This window comes from Streptomyces sp. enrichment culture (assembly GCF_964273145.1).
Taxonomy (GTDB): domain Bacteria; phylum Actinomycetota; class Actinomycetes; order Streptomycetales; family Streptomycetaceae; genus Streptomyces.
In genome coordinates this window covers 5,458,699-5,475,146 of record NZ_OZ186873.1, presented here as the reverse complement: position 1 = coordinate 5,475,146, position 16,448 = coordinate 5,458,699, and the positions used below count along the sequence as shown (strand labels likewise).

The 16,448-nt window shown below is 73.9% G+C and carries 16 protein-coding genes and 1 pseudogene; 9 read left to right on the top strand and 8 right to left on the bottom strand.

Translation table 11 applies throughout. From position 1 onward, the window contains the following. Positions 1-72: 72 nt before the first annotated feature. The 7 genes from pelF (at position 73) to ACSU6Z_RS24335 (ending at position 7,203) form a co-directional block, all read left to right on the top strand. The gene (pelF, locus tag ACSU6Z_RS24365; RefSeq protein WP_437048727.1) at positions 73-1,584 is read left to right on the top strand and encodes a GT4 family glycosyltransferase PelF; all 1,512 of its coding nucleotides are present in this window, start codon (positions 73-75) and stop codon (positions 1,582-1,584) included. Continuing rightward, entirely contained in the window at positions 1,581-2,996 is a 1,416-nt protein-coding gene (locus ACSU6Z_RS24360; protein ID WP_437048725.1) for a hypothetical protein, read from the top strand. Before pelF ends, ACSU6Z_RS24360 begins: the two co-directional genes overlap by 4 nt. Before the next feature lie 79 nt (positions 2,997-3,075). Continuing rightward, on the top strand, positions 3,076-4,077 hold the full coding sequence (locus ACSU6Z_RS24355; RefSeq protein WP_437048724.1) for a GDP-mannose 4,6-dehydratase: 1,002 nt from the start codon (positions 3,076-3,078) through the stop codon (positions 4,075-4,077). 32 nt (positions 4,078-4,109) lie between these two features. Continuing rightward, positions 4,110-4,823, top strand: a complete 714-nt coding sequence (locus ACSU6Z_RS24350; protein WP_437048723.1) for a nucleotidyltransferase family protein — start codon at positions 4,110-4,112, stop codon at positions 4,821-4,823. Between the two features lie 6 nt (positions 4,824-4,829). Next, on the top strand, positions 4,830-5,756 hold the full coding sequence (locus tag ACSU6Z_RS24345) for an NAD-dependent epimerase/dehydratase family protein (protein ID WP_437048721.1): 927 nt from the start codon (positions 4,830-4,832) through the stop codon (positions 5,754-5,756). Beyond that, positions 5,753-6,415, top strand: a complete 663-nt coding sequence (locus ACSU6Z_RS24340; RefSeq protein ID WP_437048720.1) for a spherulation-specific family 4 protein — start codon at positions 5,753-5,755, stop codon at positions 6,413-6,415. The genes ACSU6Z_RS24345 and ACSU6Z_RS24340 overlap by 4 nt, the downstream gene beginning before the upstream one ends. After that, entirely contained in the window at positions 6,412-7,203 is a 792-nt protein-coding gene (locus ACSU6Z_RS24335; RefSeq protein ID WP_437048718.1) for an endo alpha-1,4 polygalactosaminidase, read from the top strand. Before ACSU6Z_RS24340 ends, ACSU6Z_RS24335 begins: the two co-directional genes overlap by 4 nt. 52 nt (positions 7,204-7,255) lie before the next feature. Here the strand turns inward: ACSU6Z_RS24335 and ACSU6Z_RS24330 are convergent, their stop codons facing one another. Next, a complete protein-coding gene (locus tag ACSU6Z_RS24330) occupies positions 7,256-9,181 on the bottom strand; it encodes an ABC transporter ATP-binding protein (RefSeq protein WP_437048716.1) in 1,926 nt (641 codons plus the stop codon). A 343-nt stretch (positions 9,182-9,524) separates the two neighbouring features. On the opposite strand from ACSU6Z_RS24330, the gene ACSU6Z_RS24325 reads away from it, so the two are divergent. Beyond that, a complete protein-coding gene (locus ACSU6Z_RS24325) occupies positions 9,525-10,052 on the top strand; it encodes a putative immunity protein (protein ID WP_437050538.1) in 528 nt (175 codons plus the stop codon). Between the two features lie 163 nt (positions 10,053-10,215). Here ACSU6Z_RS24325 and ACSU6Z_RS24320 read toward each other — a convergent pair. From ACSU6Z_RS24320 to ACSU6Z_RS24295, 6 genes and pseudogenes are all read right to left on the bottom strand, one after another. Beyond that, positions 10,216-10,566 (bottom strand): annotated as a pseudogene (locus tag ACSU6Z_RS24320) (histidine kinase); the annotation flags it as partial. 587 nt (positions 10,567-11,153) lie between these two features. Next, positions 11,154-12,389: an MFS transporter gene (locus ACSU6Z_RS24315; RefSeq protein WP_437048714.1), complete on the bottom strand. Its 1,236-nt coding sequence runs from the start codon at positions 12,387-12,389 to the stop codon at positions 11,154-11,156. 52 nt (positions 12,390-12,441) lie between these two features. Continuing rightward, positions 12,442-13,500: an aldo/keto reductase gene (locus ACSU6Z_RS24310; protein ID WP_437048713.1), complete on the bottom strand. Its 1,059-nt coding sequence runs from the start codon at positions 13,498-13,500 to the stop codon at positions 12,442-12,444. 38 nt (positions 13,501-13,538) lie between these two features. Then, the gene (locus tag ACSU6Z_RS24305) at positions 13,539-14,195 is read right to left on the bottom strand and encodes a YczE/YyaS/YitT family protein (protein ID WP_437048711.1); all 657 of its coding nucleotides are present in this window, start codon (positions 14,193-14,195) and stop codon (positions 13,539-13,541) included. Between the two features lie 87 nt (positions 14,196-14,282). Continuing rightward, entirely contained in the window at positions 14,283-14,621 is a 339-nt protein-coding gene (locus tag ACSU6Z_RS24300) for a VOC family protein (RefSeq protein WP_437048710.1), read from the bottom strand. 41 nt (positions 14,622-14,662) lie between these two features. Beyond that, positions 14,663-15,133 carry a luciferase domain-containing protein gene (locus ACSU6Z_RS24295; RefSeq protein ID WP_437048708.1) on the bottom strand — a complete coding sequence of 157 codons (471 nt, stop codon included), beginning with the start codon at positions 15,131-15,133 and terminating at the stop codon, positions 14,663-14,665. 102 nt (positions 15,134-15,235) lie between these two features. On the opposite strand from ACSU6Z_RS24295, the gene ACSU6Z_RS24290 reads away from it, so the two are divergent. Continuing rightward, complete coding sequence (locus tag ACSU6Z_RS24290; RefSeq protein WP_437048707.1) at positions 15,236-15,613, top strand: winged helix-turn-helix transcriptional regulator; 378 nt, start codon at positions 15,236-15,238, stop codon at positions 15,611-15,613. Positions 15,614-15,690: 77 nt separating this feature from the next. Here the strand turns inward: ACSU6Z_RS24290 and wrbA are convergent, their stop codons facing one another. Next, positions 15,691-16,311 (bottom strand): NAD(P)H:quinone oxidoreductase, encoded by a 621-nt coding sequence (gene wrbA / locus ACSU6Z_RS24285; RefSeq protein ID WP_437048705.1) that lies wholly within the window; start codon positions 16,309-16,311, stop codon positions 15,691-15,693. Between the last annotated feature and the right edge of the window lie 137 nt (positions 16,312-16,448).

Genomic DNA, 16,448 nt, shown 5'->3' with positions numbered 1-16,448 from the left:
CCGGGGCCCCGGCCGCCCATCGGCGGCGGGGGCCCGCACGACCACCCCACACCTCGGCCGTGGAGCACGACGATGCACATACACCACGGCGCGCGGCGCTCCGGCGCACCGCGCGTCACCCTGCTCACCGAAGGCACCTACCCGCACAGCCACGGCGGTGTGAGCGTCTGGTGCGACCAGCTCGTCACCGGCATGCCCGACCTCGACTTCGACGTCATCGCCGTCACCGGCACCGGGCGCGAGCCGATCGTGTGGGACCTGCCCGGACACGTGTCGCGCGTCGTGTCCGTGCCGATGTGGGGCGCCGCTCCCCCCGGCCGCCCGCCCCGCGGCCGTGCCCGCCGGCGCCTCGCCGACGCCTACGAACGGTTCCTGACCGCACTGGTCGACCCGCGCGCCGAGGACGGTTTCGCGCCCGCCCTGTACGTACTGGCCGAAGCGGCGGCGGACGGCCTGCTCGGCCCCTTCCTGCGGGGCGACACGGCGATCACGATCCTGACCGGGGTGTGGACGCGGCCGGGACTGGTGGTGCGGGAGGCGGGGCCGACGCTGCACGACGCGCTCACCGCGACCGCCCTGCTCGAACACGCCCTGCGCCCCCTGGCCGCGGCGCCGCCCGAGGAGGGCGTGGCCCACGCGGTCAGCGGCGGTGTCGCCGTACTGCCGGGGCTGGCGGCGCTGGCACGGCACGGGGTTCCGCTGCTGCTCACCGAGCACGGCGTCTACCTGCGCGAGCGCTACCTCGGCTACCGGACCGCGCCGTACCGCTGGCCGGTCAAGGCGGTGGTCCTGGGCTTCTTCCGGCTGCTGGCGGAGGAGACCTACCGCCGGGCGGCGCTCATCACCCCCGGCAACCGCTACAACCGGCTGTGGGAGGAGCAGGGCGGGGCCGACCCGGCGTCGATCCGCACCGTCTACAACGGCGTCGACCCCGCCGCGTTCCCCCCGGCCGGGCCCGAACCGGAGGACCTCACCCTGAGCTGGGCCGGGCGGGTCGACCCGATCAAGGACCTGGAGACCCTCATCCGCGCCTTCGCCGTCGTCCGGGCCCAACTGCCCGATGTGCGGCTGCGGCTGTTCGGCGGGACGCCCCGGGGCGGGGAGGGCTACCGGGAGCGCTGCGAGGCACTCGCCGCCGAGCTGGGGCACGGCGACGCCGTGACGTTCGAGGGGCGCGTCGACGACATCAAGGACGCCTACGCCGCCGGGAACGTGGTGATGCTCTCCAGCATCAGCGAGGGCTTCCCGTTCACGCTGATCGAGGCGATGTCGTGCGGGCGGGCCACCGTCTCCACGGACGTGGGCGGAGTACGGGAGGCCGTGGGCGACACGGGTCTGGTGGTGCCGCCGCGCGACCCGGAGGCGATGGCCGCCGCGGCACTGGAGCTGCTGCGCGACCCGGCCCGGCGCCGGGCCATGGGCGAGGCGGCCCGGCTGCGGGTCATCGAGCAGTTCACCCTGCGCCAGACCATCGACACCTTCCGCTCCATCTACCACGAACTGGCCGCGGAGGCGCGGGAGACGCCCGCCCGGATCGTCCTGCCCGCCCCGGCGGTCACCGGCCCGAGGAGCCTGACCGGATGAGCGGGCCGATGTCCCTGGAACCCGGCGGCGCCGAGCAGGAGACGCTGGCGCTGCGGCTGGCCCGGCCGCCCCGGCCCCGCCGCCGGCCCCGCTGGGCCCTGGACGACACCACCCTCACGATACGGCTGCCCCGGCAGGGGCCCGACGAGGAGGCCGTCAGCGCGCTCGCCGCCGAACTGGCCGACCGCGTCGGCCCCGCCGTCCATCCGTACGAGGTGGCCGCGCTGCTGGAGTCGGAGGGCATGACCGCCTCCGTGATCAAGGAGCGCTACGGCCATCCGAACCTGTTCTCGCTGGCGTCCGCGCTGTACGCGCGGGTGCCCCGGACGTTTCCCGAGCCGCCGCCCGCGGCCGATCCGTGGCGGCCCGACACGGTGCGCTGCCTGCTGCGCGGGGTGCTGTTCGCGCTGCCCGCCCTGGCCTATCTGCTCACCGCCCCCTTGTGGCGGGCCGACCGGCACGCCGCCGTCCTGATCGCGGCGGGCGTCGTCTCCTGGGCGTGGGGGCAGGCGCTGGGCCACCGGGCGCACCTGCGGCTGGTGGCGGGGCGCCGGGAAGCGGCCCGCACCCTGCTGACCGGTTCGCTGCTCGGCGCGGCGGCGGCGACGGGCCTGGCCGCGCTGCCCGCCGGGGGCGGCCCCGTCACCGCGGTGGCGGCGGCCCAGTCGCTGTACCTCGCGGCGGCGGGGGTGCTGCTGGTCCTGGGCCGGGAGCGGCTGCTGCTGGCCGCGCTGAGCCCGCTGATCGCCGGTGCCGCGGCGCTGCCGTGGTGGGATCCCGGCCCGCCGCTGCGGACGGGGCTGGTGCTGCTGGCGCTGCTGGCCACGCTCACCGCCGCCGGGCACGTCCTGCGGGCGGGCCTCGCCGCCCCGGCCGCGTCCGACGGTCCCCGGCCGCGCCTGCTCTCCTCGCTCCCCTACGGCCTGTTCGGGCTGGCCGCGGCGGTCCTCGTCGTGCTGGAGGGCCGGCGGGACCCGTACGCGGTGATCGCCCTGACCGTGAGCATGGGTCCGGCCGAGTGGCTGCTGTACCGCTACCGCGGCTGGTCGGTCTCCGCGCTGCGCGTCAGCGCGACGCCCCGGGCGTTCCTGCTCCGCTCGGCCGCGGTCCTCGGACTGTGCCTGTCGGGGTACCTCCTGCTGCTGCTCCCCCCGGCCCTGCTCACCGCCTCGGACCCGGCCGCGCTGCTGCTGCTGGCGGCCGCCCTGTGGACCGCCCTGCTGCTCCAGGCGTTCGGGGCGGCCTGGCCGCCGGCCGTGCTCTGCCTCCTGGCCGCCGCCGCTGCCGGGGCGGCCACCCGGCTCGGGCTGCCGCCGGGCCCGGCCGTGCTGCCGTCGGTCTGCGGGGCGGCCGCGGTCTGCCTGGCGGCCTGCGCGATCCACCTGCTCGGCAGGCCCTCCCCGCACTCCTGACCACCGGGCGGCCGCCCCGGGCACCGCTCACCGGGGCCCGTCCCCGCCCACCGCACCACCCGACGAAAGGAACCGAGAGTTGACCTCCGCACCGCTCGCCGCCGTCACCGGAGCCGAAGGGTTCATCGGCTCCCATCTCACCGAGGCGCTCGTCGCCTCCGGCCACCGTGTCCGGGCCATGGCCCAGTACAACTCGTTCTCCTCCTACGGCTGGCTGGAGACGCTGCCCGCCGACGTCCTGGACCAGGTGGAGATCGTCCTCGGCGACGTCCGCGACCCCGGCTCGGTGCGCGGTCTGCTCGACGGCGCCGACTGCGCCTACCACCTGGCCGCGCTCATCGCGATCCCGTACTCCTACCAGGCCCCGCACAGCTACGTGGACACCAACGTCACCGGCACGCTCAACGTGCTGGAGGCGGTGCGCGCGCTGGGCACCCCGCGCCTGGTGCACACCTCCACCAGCGAGACGTACGGCACCGCGCAGACCGTGCCGATCACCGAGGACCACCCCATCAACACCCAGTCGCCGTACGCCGCCTCGAAGGCCGGCGGCGACCGGCTGGCCGACAGTTACCACGCCAGCTTCGACACGCCCGTGGTGACGCTGCGGCCGTTCAACACCTTCGGGCCGCGGCAGTCGATGCGCGCGGTGATCCCCACCGTCATCGGGCAGGTGGCGGCCGGGCAGCGCACCATCACCCTCGGCGATCTGCGCCCCACCCGGGACTTCACCTTCGTGGCGGACACCGCGCAGGCGTTCCTGGCGGTGGGCACGGCGCCGGCGGAGCGGGTGGTGGGCCGCACCTTCAACGCCGGGACGGGCGGGGAGATCTCCGTCGGCGACCTGGTCGCGCTGATCGGCAAGGTGATGGACGCGCCCCTCGACGTCCGCGAGGACCCCGCGCGTCTGCGGCCCGCCAACTCCGAGGTGATGCGGCTCGTCGCCGACGCCGGCCGGCTGACCGCGGCGACCGGCTGGCGACCGGGCCACACGCTGGAGGAGGGGCTCGCGCGGACCGTGGAGTGGTTCGGCGACCCGGCCAACCTGGCCCGCTACAAGACCGGCATCTACAACATCTGACCCGACCGGCACGCATCCGCTGGAGGTAAGCCATGCACGCAGTCATCCTTGCCGGAGGAAAAGGCGTCCGGCTGCGGCCGTACACCACCGCGCTGCCCAAGCCGCTGGTGCCCATCGGCGACCAGCACGCCATCCTGGAGATCGTGCTGCGGCAGCTGTCCACGGCCGGCTTCACCCACTGCACCATCGCCATCGGCCACCTCGGCGAGATCATCCGCGCCTATGTCGGCGACGGCTCCCAGTGGGGCATGAACATCGACTACGCCACCGAGGAGAACCCGCTGGGCACCATGGGCCCGTTGCTCACCCTGCGCGAGCGCCTGCCGGAGAACTTCCTCGTGATGAACGGCGACGTGCTCACCGACCTGGACTACGCCGATGTGCTGCGCCGGCACGAGGCGTCGGGCGCGCCGCTGACGATCGCGACCTACGCCCGCAAGGTGCACATCGACTTCGGGGTGCTGACCACCGACCAGAGCCGGGTCGTCGCCTTCACCGAGAAGCCCAGCATCGACTACCGGGTCTCCATGGGCGTCTACGGCGTCTCCCGCGCCACCCTCGACGGCTACACGCCCGGGCTGCCGCTGGGCTTCGACGAGCTGGTGCTCGACCTGCTCGCCGCCCAGCGGCCGCCGCACGCCTACGAGTTCGACGGATACTGGCTGGACATCGGCCGTCCCGACGACTACGACCGGGCCAACGCGGAGTTCACCAGCCGCAAGTCGCTTCTGCTCAAGGGAGCCTGACGCTTCATGCACATCCTCGTCCTCGGCGCCACCGGTTACCTGGGCGGCCATGTCGTCGAACGGCTGCGGGCCCTGCCGGGCGCGCGGCTGTTCCTCGGCGGCCGCTCCCCCGCCGCCGACGTCACCGCCGACCTCGCCTGCGACCGCCCTCGGGAGCTCGCGGCCGCGCTGGCCCGCGTCGCGCCCGACGCCGTCGTCAACTGCGCGGGCGCGACCGGCGGCGACGCCGTCACCCTGGCGGAGGTGAACGCCCGCGGGCCCGCCGTGCTGTGCGCGGCGCTGCGCCGGGCCGCTCCCCGGGCCCGCCTGGTGCACCTGGGCTCGGCCGCCGAGTACGGCCCCGGCACGCCCGGCCGTCCGGTGACCGAGTCCGGGGCGACCGCTCCGGCCGGCCCGTACGGCGCGACCAAGCTGGCGGGCACGGTGGCGGTGACCGCGTCGGGGCTGGACGCGGTGGTGCTGAGGGTGGGCAATCCGGTGGGTCCCGGGGCTCCGCCCACGGGACTGCCCGGCCGGGTCGCCGCGCTGCTCGCGGACGCCGGGCACGGTCCGCGGGCGACGCTGCGGCTCGGGGACCTGTCCGCGTACCGCGACTTCGTGGACGTGCGCGACGTGGCGGAGGCGGTGGCGCTGGCGGTCACCGCGCCGGGACCGCTCCCGCCGGTCCTCAACGTCGGCGGCGGCGGCGCGGTCCCGGTCCGGGAACTGGTGCGGACGCTGGCGGACGCGGCCGGGTTCCGGGGCCGGATCGTGGAGGAGGACGCGGGCGGCTCCACGCGCTCCGCCGACGTCTCGTGGCAGTGCTCGGACATCACCGCGGCCCGCGGCATCCTCGGCTGGCGGCCCTCGCGCTCCCTGGAGGCGTCGCTGGCGGCGCTGTGGGCGGCCGCGGGCGCGCGGCCCTGCGGCGCCGAAGGGGCGGCGGCGCGGTGAGCCTGCTGATCCCGCTGTACGTCCATCCGGCGGAGGACCCCGCCGCGTGGCACCGGCTGATCACCCGTGCCGCGCGCACCTACGCCGTCGTGCTCAACCCCGCCAGCGGGCCCGGCGACAGCCCGGATCCGGCGTTCGCCGCCGCCGCCGGGGCGCTGCGCTCGGCGGGGGCCCGGCTGCTCGGTTACGTCGACACGGACTACGGCGCGCGGGACCCGGCCGGGGCCGTGGCCGACCTGCGCAGGCACCGGGAGTGGTACGGCGTGGACGGCTGCTTCCTGGACCGGGTGACCGCCGCGCGGGACGGGCTGGCGGCCTGCCGCCGCCTGGTGCGGTCCGTGCGCCGGCTCGGGGCCTCCCCCGTCGTCCTCAACCCGGGGGTCCACCCCGCTCCCGGTTACGCGCGGCTCGCCGATCTGACCGTCACCTTCGAGGGTCCGTGGTCCCGGTACGTGTCGGCGTTCAGCCGCCCCGCGTGGACCGCCCGGCACCCGCCCGAACGGTTGTGCCACCTGGTCTACGGGGTGCCCGAGCCGCTCGTGCCGCTCGCCGTGCGCACCGCGCGCGAGCGGGGCGCGGCCGTGTGCGGGCCGGTGACGGGCGAACCGCCCAACCCCTGGTCCCGGCTGACCCCCGCGCTGGCCGAGGCGGAGCGGTGAGGCGGCCCGCGGTGGCCGTGGTGGTCGCCCTGATCCTGGTGACGGCCCTCGCCGCGTGCTCCGGCGGCGGGGACGCCGGGGCCGGCGGCACGTGGTGGCGGCCGCGTCCCGGGCTGGCCTGGCAGTGGCAGCTCGACGGCAGGGTCGACCCGTCCGTCGACGTGCCCGTCTACGACATCGACGGCTTCGAGAGCAGCGCCTCGGACGTCGCCCGCCTGCACCGGGACGGGCGCAGGGTGATCTGCTACGTCAACGTGGGCGCCTGGGAGGACTTCCGTCCCGACCGGGACGCCTTCCCCCGTTCGGTGCTGGGCGGGCCCAACGGCTGGCGGGGCGAGCGCTGGCTGGACATCCGCCGGACGCGGGCGCTGCGCCCCGTCATGGAGCGCCGCTTCGACATGTGCCGGGACAAGGGGTTCGACGCGGTGGAACCGGACCTGGTCGAGGCCTACGCCCACGACACCGGCTTCCCCCTCACGGCCCGCGACCAGATCCGCTACAACCGCATGATCGCCGAGATCGCGCACGAGCGCGGCCTGGCCGTGGGCCTCAAGAACGACCTGCCCCAGATCCCGGACCTGCTGGACGACTTCGACTTCGCGGTCAACGAGGAGTGCGCGCAGTACGGCGAGTGCGCCCTGCTCGAACCGTTCGTCGCGGCGGGCAAGGCGGTCTTCCACGTGGAGTACGAGCGGTCCACCGCCGACTTCTGCCCCCTGGCCCGGAAGCTGCGGCTGTCGTCGATGCTGAAGAAGCCGGAGCTGGACGCCTGGCGCAAGCCCTGCTGACCGGCCGGCCCGGGGGTGCTCCGCGGGTCCGGTCCGGGCCCGCGGAGCACGCTCAGCCCCGGCCCGCGGGGTACCCCGAATCCGGCGACGGCCGGCGACGGGGAACCCCGTCCGGCACCGGTCCGGCCGGTCCGGGGAGCCCACGGGGACCGGCTTGCGGGGCCGGGCGCCCGGGGGCCGGCCCGCCGCTCCCGCCGAGGAAACCGCCCGACTGGTGCTGCCACAGCTTGGCGTAGGCGCCGCCCGCCGCGAGCAGTTCCTCGTGGGTGCCCTGCTCGACGACGCTCCCGCGGTCGAGGACGACGAGACGGTCCATGCCGGCGACGGTGCTCAGGCGGTGGGCGACCACGAGGGCCGTGCGTCCGTCCATCGACCGCCACAGGGCGTCCTGGACGAGGAGCTCGCTCTCCGAGTCGAGCGCGCTGGTCGCCTCGTCGAGCAGCAGGATGGGGGCGTCACGCAGGATGGCCCTGGCGAGGGCGACGCGCTGGCGCTGGCCGCCCGAGAGTTTCACCCCCCGCTCCCCCACCAAGGTGGCGAAGCCGTCGGGGAGCTGGTCGGCGAATTCCGTGACGTGCGCGGCCGCGGCCGCCGCGCGGATCTCGTCGTCGGTGGCGCCGGGCCGGGCGAAGGCGATGTTGTCCCGCAGGCTGCGGTGGAACATGGCGGGCTCCTGCGGGACGCAGGCGATCAGGGAGCGCAGGTCGGCCTGGCGCAGCCGGCTGATGTCCTGGCCACCGATCAGGATGCGTCCGCCGTCGATGTCCGACATCCGCAGCAGGAGCCGGGTGAGCGTGGTCTTGCCGCCGCCGGACCTGCCGACCAGACCGATCCGCGCGCCCGCGGGCACGTCCAGGTCGAGCCCCTGGAAGATCGGCTTCGCACCCGCGTGGGCGAAGGTCACCGCCTCGAAGCGGATGCCGGTGTCCCGCGGTGCGAGCGGTTCGGGTTCGGCCGGGTCGAGCACGGTGGGCGGGTCCAGCAGCAGCTCCGTGAATTGCGCGGCCTCGGTCATCGAGCTCTCCAGACGCCGGTAGATCTGGTTGAACTCGAACATGATCTGGGTCGCGTTGGAGTAGTAGGTGAACGCGACGACGACCTCCTCCACTCCCTGTCCCGAGCCGCCGAAGGCGATGACGGCCAGCAGGCCCAGCACGTTGGTCAGCACGGACAGGGGGGCGATCAGGGTGTCGACGCGCAGATTGCCGTAGTCCCACGACTTCAGCGTCAGGCGCCGGGAGTCCGCGACACGGCTGCGGTGCTCGTCGGCCTCCCGCCGCTCGGCCGCGAACGCCCGGATGGTCTCCATGTTCGTGAGGCTGTCGGCGACGTGGCCGGAGACCCGGGCGATCGCCGCCTCGCGTTCGTTGACGAGCCTTTGCCGGCGACGGATCAGCGGTGTCGCGGCCACCGCGGTCAGCACGATCATCACCAGGAGGCCGACGACGAGCACCGGTTCGTAGCCCCACAGCACCACGGCACCGAACACCAGGGGGACGAGGCTGCCCACGATCCGGTACGTCACCGTGTCGACGAAGTCCTCGAAGCGCTTGCCGAAGCTGAGCACCCGTTTGGTCAGGGAGCCGGCGAAGTTGTCGTGGAAGAACGCCGCGTCCTTGGCGAAGAGTTCGTCCATGCCGCTCACGTACAGGTGTTCCATGCCGAGGGCGTCCACGCGGTTGAGGCAGTGCTGCCCGATCCGCCACACGGCCTCGGCGAGCAGCAGCGTCACACCGAAGCCCAGCACGTATGGCAGCGCCGAGGCGAGGGTGAGGCCGCCCTCGTCGGCGGCCCGCCCCGCCAGTTTGGCGATCAGCAGGGGGGCGATGTAGCGGATGCCGATGTTGCCCACGGCCGGCAGCAGCAGCGCGGGCAGGGCCAGCAGCTTCAGCCGCAGCAGTTCCCGGCCGTAACGGCGCAGTACCAGAACGACCGCGCCCCTGCTCGGCGTCGGCCCTGGCGTGTCTGTCGTCCCCATCTCACTCCCCGAGGTTCGGAAGTCGGAAGTTTCCCGTCCGGGGAGGTTTCCGGTCCAGGCATTTACCGCAGACCGATGAGAACCGGGCACCACCGCTTCCGGCGTACGCGGCGTACGCGGCCCCGTGTCAGGGCATTCCGGGAACCGGGGAGCCAAGTCGCCCCTTCGGCAGTCGGGTTGGCGGGCCGTGCCGCCTTCCCGCCCGGGGCAGCGGCCGAGGACGGGGTCGTGACAGGTGAAGCGAGCGAGACCGTTCTGAGCAAGCAGGAGCTCCGTGAGGTCACCGCGTTCGCCGCGGCGTGCGCGCAGGTGGCGCTCGGGATATTCGAGGCCGACCGGCCGGATGACCCGCCCCCGGGACACCGTCGGTGCCGCGTGGGGGTTCGCCCGGGGCGGCGAGCGCGGGAAGGCGCTGCGCGACACGGCGCCGGCGGCCCTCAAGGCGGCCGGGAGCGCGGACACCGCGGCCGCGCGCGAGGCTGCGTGGGCGGCGGCGTCCGCGGCGGGCGCCGCCTATCTGCATCCGCCGGCCAAGGCCACCCAGGTCAAGCACATACTCGGAGCCGCCGCCCACGCGGCCGGAGCGGCCGAACTCGTCGCCGGCGACGATCGGGCCCTCGGCGCCGAACACCTTCGGCGGGCCGTGCGCCACGCGACTGCGGTCGGCGTCGAGGTGCCCACGCGCTTCCCGGCGGCACCGGGTGGGGGCGGACGGGTCGGTGGGTTGATGCGCGTGCTGGACGCCGATCTTCGCGCGCTCCCTCTTTCGGGCGGCTCCCGGCGTCCGGATGACGTGACTCACGGCCAGGGAGGGCAATCGGTCGCCGGCCGCGCCTCCCGCGGCACGCGCCCAGGTCACGAAGGCGCTTGAGGCAGTGAGGCGAAGGCGTGCCGTGCGTCGGGGGCGCGGGTGCGACCGCTGCGCTCGAGGGCGGCGACGGGAGTTCGGCGACAGGAGTGGAGCCGGACCGGAAACCCACCGGGCACGGGGTGGGGGGCGTCGGCCGCGGCGGGCAGTATCCGGCATGGCGCCCCAGGCGGACCAGTTCGGCGGCCTCCGGCGAGGCGGCTGCGCCCTCCTGCGCCAGTCGCCGGTTCAGCAGTTCCGCCTGGACCACGACGGCCGACAGCGTGTAGCCCATCAGATCGTGCAGGTCGCGGCGGAGACGCCGGCGTTCCCGCAGCAGCCGCCCGCGTTCCGCCCACACCTTGGCCCGAGTGGCCGCCAGGGCGGCCGTGACGCGCCGCAGCGCGCATCCGCCCGCCGCCGAGACGACGGTGCACAGGGCCACGTAGGCGAGGTGCGCGGGGGGCAGGACCCACACGAGGACGAAGGCCGACGCGGCGAGGAACACCTGCCGGCCACGCGATCCGCGCACCCCCATGGCCGCCGGCCACGCGCAGACCGCCGCCGCCGCGACGACCAGCCAGCCCTCGCCCGTGTCGGCGCCCCCGCCTCCGTCGCGGAGGGGGTGGACCGCACCGGCCACCATGCACACCAACTGGATGAGGCACGCGATGGCCGCCCCCAGGAGGGTGGACCGGATCAGGACGGGGCCCGTCGGTCCGGACTGCCGCTCACCGGGCGCTGCGGGGGCGTCACGGGCGGCCGCCCCGCCGGAAGGGTGCGGTCCGCCCGGATGGTGATGTCCGCCGGAGCGCGCCTGCCGCATCCGCAGGGGCCCGGCGGGGACCGCGCGGGGCGGCGCCGACGGGCCGCGCGGCGCGGCCGCGTCCGTGACCGCGCCTTCGGACAGGGCCGTGAAACCGAGGATCAGAGGGTCGAGATCGGATGGTGCCATGGAGTTCTCCCGCATGTCCGAGGAACCGGGGGTGAGATGTCCTGCCATGGTTCGAGCGCCGCGGCGGGCCGGTGGAGCCGGTCCCCCGCCCGGCGACGCGGGACCGGCTCCGGAACCCGGGCTGGGGTCGCCTGGGTTCCGGAGCCGGTGCGTGGGGGCGTGAGGTGCTGTCAAGCGCGCCGCGCCTGGGGGGAGTCGGCCGTCGCGTCCGGCGCACCGGGCGAGGCGGGGCCGGCTGCCTGCCGCGGGGTGTCGCGCATGCCGCTCAGCGCCAGCAGCACGACCAGGGAGAGGCCGGCCGCCGTGAGGAAGCCGGAGGTGATCGAGGTGGCCCCGATCACCGGACCGAGGATGAGCGGCGAGACGAACTGGCCGGCGAAGTTGGCCGTGCCGGACAGCGAGGTGGCCTGGCCGCGCAGTTCGGCCGGGGCCGCCTCGCCCACCAGGACGGTCAGGGCGGGGAAGGCGATGCCCTGCCCGATGCCGAACAGGACGGGCGCGACGACGATCAGCCACGGCTGGTCGGCCAGGCCCAGCAGGGCGAAGGCGGCCACCCAGGTCAGGGCGGCGGTCCGCAGCAGTGTGGGATAGCCGGCGGCCGCCCGCAGCTTGGCGTACACCAGTCCCACCAGACTCATGGCCGCCATCATGGCGACGGTGTAGAGGGAGACGAGGAACGGTGACTCGATGCCGATCTCGCCGAGCCGCTGGGGCAGGAAGACCACGACGCCGTACAGCAGCACGGCGGCCGCCGCCTGCAGGGCGTAGTAGCCGACGAGCGCGGGCCGGGTGCGCAGCAGCGGCAGCAGGCCGGCGTTCTTGCCCGCGGGAGGGGGCGGGTCGTCGGGCAGGGTGAGCAGCGTGGCCAGGGCGATGGGGATGCCGACCAGGTAGACGCCGAACGGCGCGTGCCAGGACAGGCCGCCCAGCGCGCCGCCGATCAGCGGCCACACGACACCGCCGACGCTGGTCGCGGTGGAACGCCAGCCCATGACCCGGTCGCGCTCGGGGCCCTGGTACAGGCTGAGCATGGCCACGGTCGTGCCGCTGAAGACGGCCGCCGCACCGATCCCGAACACGAGCCGGCTGACGATCAGCAGGGCGTAGTCGTCGGTGAACAGCCCCGCCGCGCCCGCCACCGCGTAGAGGACGAGTCCGGCGGTGAGCGGGCCCCGGACGCCGAAGCGGTCGATCAACCGGCCCACGACGGGGCTGGTCACGGCGATGGCGAGGCCGTGCGCGGTGATGATGAGTCCCGCGGCGGTGCCGCTGACGTCGAGGTCGCCGCGGATGACCTCCAGGACGGGGGTGATGATCGAGCCGGCCATGACGGCGAGGGTGGAGGCGAAGAGCAGCACGGAAAGCGCCGCCCGGGCGGGCCTGGCCGGTGGGGATTGGTCGGACAAGGGGGTCCTCCAGGGTCGTGGGCCGCGGGGTTCGGGTCCGGTTGGCGCCGGGTCAAGGATGCACGGGACCGGCCTCGGGCACATGGGTGCGCAGGGCCTGGGAGATCTCCCGCCGGTCGTCCTCGCCGAGCCGGAGGTCCGCCGCCGCGGCCCAGTCCGCGGCCTGTCCGGGCCTGCGTGCGCCGATGATCGCTCCGGTGACGCCGGGCCAGGCCAGGACCCAGGCGATGGCCACCGCGGCGGTGGTGACGCCGTGCCGGGCCGCGACCTTGCCGAGGGTGTCGGCGACGGCGAGGTTGCGGTGCAGTGCGGTGGTGAAGTCGGGGGCCTGGCGCCGCCAGTCGGTCTCGGGGAGGGCGGCCACCCGCTCGGCGGTGCAGGCACCGGTGAGCAGGCCCGATTTCAGCGCCTGGTACACGATCGCGCCGGCGCCGGAGCGCGCGCACCAGGCGAGGACGTCGGCGGTGCCGCGGTCGAGTGCGGAGAACGGCGGCTGCACGGCGTCGACCGGGGCGATCGCCGCGGCACGTTCGAGTTCGTCGACGCCGTGGTTGGACAGGCCGATGGCGCGGACCTTGCCCTCGCGCTTGAGGTCGGCCATGGTCTGCCAGTACTCCTCCAGCGGGGTGCCCAGGTCCGGGGCGCCGGGGTCGTCGGTCACCGGGCCCCAGGCGAGCAGCTTTCCGTCGCCGGGCCAGTGCACCTGGTAGAGGTCGATGTGGTCCACGCCGAGGCGGCGCAGCGAGTTCTCCAGTTCGGTGCGGACACTGGCCGGGGTCATCACCTTGCGCAGCCCGCGCTCGTCGGGGACGACGCCGCACTTGGTGAAGACGTACGGACGCTCGTGCGGGGCCAGGGCGGCCAGAGCGCGGCCGACGACCCGCTCGGAGTGGCCGAGGCCGTAGGCGGCCGCGGTGTCGATCCAGTTGACGCCCGAGCCGACGGCCTCTCCGATGGTCGCGATCGAGTCGGTGTCGTCCTGGGGGCCCCAGTCCGTACTGCCGAGGGACCAGGTCCCGAGTCCGACGCGGGAGATCGTCATGCCGGTGGTGCCGAGCGGTACTCGTGACGACGCGGGAGCGGAACCGGAAGGGGGGAAAGACGCGGTCACGGTGGTCCTTTCCGTCGCTGTGTGCGGTCGCGCCCCGTTCAGGAGCGCTGAACGGCCACGGCCGGGGCCGGGAGGGAGGTGGCGACCGTCAGGCCCCGGTTCTCCATGCCCAGGGCACGCTGGTTGAGGATCATGAACGGCTGGATGAGGCCGTCGACGAAGACGAGGAAGCACAGGGTCCCGACGCCGACCGGCCCGCCGAGGAGGAAGCCGAGCGTGAGGAGCACGGCCTCCACCGACGCCTTGGCCACCCAGAACGGCCAGCGCCACCGTGATGTCATGGTCAGGACAACCAGATCCATGGCGCGGATGCCGATACCGCTCATGATGATGAGGGCCGAGCCGTAGGCGCACAGCAGAACGCCGAGGGCCAGCTGGAGCGGCGCGGGGACGGCGGAGGTGTCCGCCAGCCGCATCAGGTCGATCAGGCTTCCGCACAGGAAGAAGGTGATGAACGGGGAGACGACCGGACGGCGCCGGTTCCACACCGACCAGATGGCGATGCAGACGACGGCCACGGCGGCCTGGGCGATGCCGATGGTGAGGGGCAGGTGTTCCAGCATCCCGAGGGCGAGCGTGTCCAGCGGGTCGACGCCGTAGGAGGAGTGGATGAACAAGGTGGCGCCCGCGGCGAACACCGCGCATCCGGAGAGATAAACACCGAGCCGCTTGGCCTGAACACGGGAGGGGGCCATGGTCGAAAGGTCCTTCGTCGGGAGGAGTCGCGGGGGTGGGGCCCGCCGCCGGACGGGGGATCCGGCGGCAGGGACACCGGCGGCAGGTCAGCCGTTGCTGAACGCGATGGTGTTGCCGTCGGGGTCGGTGAGGTAGAAGTGCTTGCCGCCCGGGTGGTCGTCGATCTCCGTGGGCTCGCCGCCCCTCTTGACCAGGTCGGTGCGGGCGGCCTCCAGGTCGGCGCCGGCGAAACCGGGGACGAACGGCCGCACCGCGTCCTTCCACAGCACGAGTTCACCGCCGGCGCCGGTGTGGAAGGCGGAGAAGGTCTCGCCGGACGCCTTGGGCTCCAGGCCGAGGATGTCGCGGTAGAACTCCGTCATGGCGGGCAGGTTGTCGGTCCTGATGACCAGGACGCTGAAGGTGCCGAAGGCGGAGGCGCTCATGCGCGGTTGTCCTTTCGGGAATCGGGTGGGGGTGGGGCGGTTCAGAGCAGGCCGCGGGCGAAGGCGTAGCTCCGCTCGACCAGCTGCCAGACGACGTCCAGCTCGTGAGGGTCGCGCGGTCCGTAGACCATCACCGCGCTCTGCGGCAGCAGCCCCCTGGCGACCAGCGGGTGGTACTCCGCCCAGCCGGCCTCGATCGCGTCGGCCGCCCATGCGAACGGCAGCATCACGTGCAGGCTGCCGTCGTCCACGGAGTGCAGGTGCGCGAACTCGGTGCCGGCGAGGAAGGCGGCGTCGGGTCCCTCGGCAAGGGCGGGCTCCAGGTGCAGGGCCCGCGACCGCGGCAACGACACATGGCTGCGTCCGACAGCCACGCCGTCCAGCTTCGCCATCCGGTGCCACAGCTCTTGATGCAGTTCCATCGGACCTGTCTGGCTGAGCTGCGCGTGCACGGTGCGGCCGGTCTCCGGCCGCCCTCCCGAGCGTCGGGGCAGGACCATGTTCGTGGCCATGGTGTCTCCTTTCCGCAGCGCCCCGTCTGGAGGCGCGGAAAGGAAGTTACTCTGCAAAGTATAGTAATTACCAAGAGGATAGTAGCTGTTGAGGGAGGAAGCATGAACGCGAATCGGCCACCGGGGACACGCGGACCGGAGTCCGGTCCGTGCCCCATCACCCCGGTCATCGACCTGGTCTTCGGCCGGTGGACGACTCCGGTGCTCTGGGTGCTCAACCACCACGGGAAGCTGCGCTTCACGGAGCTGCAGAAGCTGCTGCCGGACTGCACGCCCAAGGTGCTCACCCAGCGGCTGCGGCAGATGGAGCGCGACGGACTGGTGACGCGTTCCTACTTCGCCGAGATGCCGCCACGCGTGGAGTACGAGTCGACCGAACTGGCGCGAACGCTCATCCCGGTGTTCAACGCCCTCGCGGAGTGGTCCGCGCAGCACATGGAGAAGGTCCTGGCCGCCCGCCGGGCGAACCAGGACACGTGAGCCCCGCACGCGAACGCCGACGCGCCCGCCCTCCCCGGGGGTTTCCCGGGGAGGGCGGGCGCGTCGGCCGTCACCGGTCAGAGCGCCGCCAGACCGGCCTTCACCGCGCCGGCGATGCGCACCACCCGCTCGGCCTGGATCCGGGCCGCACCGCGCGTGACGTCGTCGACCGGAACCGTGCCGTTGCCGTCCACGTGCGAGGTGCCGTACGGGTTGCCGTCCGCCCACTTGCCCTGGTCGACGAAGCCCGGGGCCACGACGATGCCGCCGAAGTGGTGGAAGGAGTTGTAGAGGGCGAGCAGCGTGGACTCCTGGCCGCCGTGCTGCGTCGCGGACGAGGTGAATCCGCTGTAGACCTTGTCGGACAGCTCACCGCGCATCCACAGCGGACCGAGGGTGTCGATGAACTGCTTGAGCTGCGAGGAGATGTTGCCGAAGCGGGTCGGGCTGCCGAAGATCACCGCGTCCGCCCAGGCGACGTCGTCCGCGACCGCCACGGGCACATCCGCCGTCTCACGGTGGTGGGCGGCCCAGGCGGGGTTGGAGTCGATGGCTTCCTGCGGCGCCAGCTCGGTCACCTTCCGCAGGCGCACGTCGGCACCGGCCTTCTCCGCCGCCTCGGCGATCTCCTTCGCGATGGCGGTGCCCACTCCCGTGGAGGAGTAGTAGATGATCGCCAGTTTGGTGGCGTTGCTCATGGGGTCCGTCTCCGATCGTGACGAGGGGCGTGTGGGCGCGCGGCCCGGTGCACTGCACCCGAAGTTACTATGCAAGGCATAGTCATTACCTAGAGGAAAGTGACTATCTCGGGCGGTTCCAGCTCCGCCACCGGCTC

Excerpts from the sequence above, each read along its gene's own strand:
- ACSU6Z_RS24345 (WP_437048721.1), top strand. The coding sequence starts at position 4,830 with ATGCACATCCTCGTCCTCGGCGCCACCGGTTACCTGGGCGGCCATGTC.
- wrbA (WP_437048705.1), bottom strand. The coding sequence starts at position 16,311 with ATGAGCAACGCCACCAAACTGGCGATCATCTACTACTCCTCCACGGGA.
- ACSU6Z_RS24300 (WP_437048710.1), bottom strand. The coding sequence starts at position 14,621 with ATGAGCGCCTCCGCCTTCGGCACCTTCAGCGTCCTGGTCATCAGGACC.
- ACSU6Z_RS24295 (WP_437048708.1), bottom strand. The coding sequence starts at position 15,133 with ATGGCCACGAACATGGTCCTGCCCCGACGCTCGGGAGGGCGGCCGGAG.
- ACSU6Z_RS24330 (WP_437048716.1), bottom strand. The coding sequence starts at position 9,181 with ATGGGGACGACAGACACGCCAGGGCCGACGCCGAGCAGGGGCGCGGTC.
- ACSU6Z_RS24305 (WP_437048711.1), bottom strand. The coding sequence starts at position 14,195 with ATGGCCCCCTCCCGTGTTCAGGCCAAGCGGCTCGGTGTTTATCTCTCC.
- ACSU6Z_RS24325 (WP_437050538.1), top strand. The coding sequence starts at position 9,525 with ATGACCCGCCCCCGGGACACCGTCGGTGCCGCGTGGGGGTTCGCCCGG.
- ACSU6Z_RS24360 (WP_437048725.1), top strand. The coding sequence starts at position 1,581 with ATGAGCGGGCCGATGTCCCTGGAACCCGGCGGCGCCGAGCAGGAGACG.
- pelF (WP_437048727.1), top strand. The coding sequence starts at position 73 with ATGCACATACACCACGGCGCGCGGCGCTCCGGCGCACCGCGCGTCACC.
- ACSU6Z_RS24290 (WP_437048707.1), top strand. The coding sequence starts at position 15,236 with ATGAACGCGAATCGGCCACCGGGGACACGCGGACCGGAGTCCGGTCCG.
- ACSU6Z_RS24350 (WP_437048723.1), top strand. The coding sequence starts at position 4,110 with ATGCACGCAGTCATCCTTGCCGGAGGAAAAGGCGTCCGGCTGCGGCCG.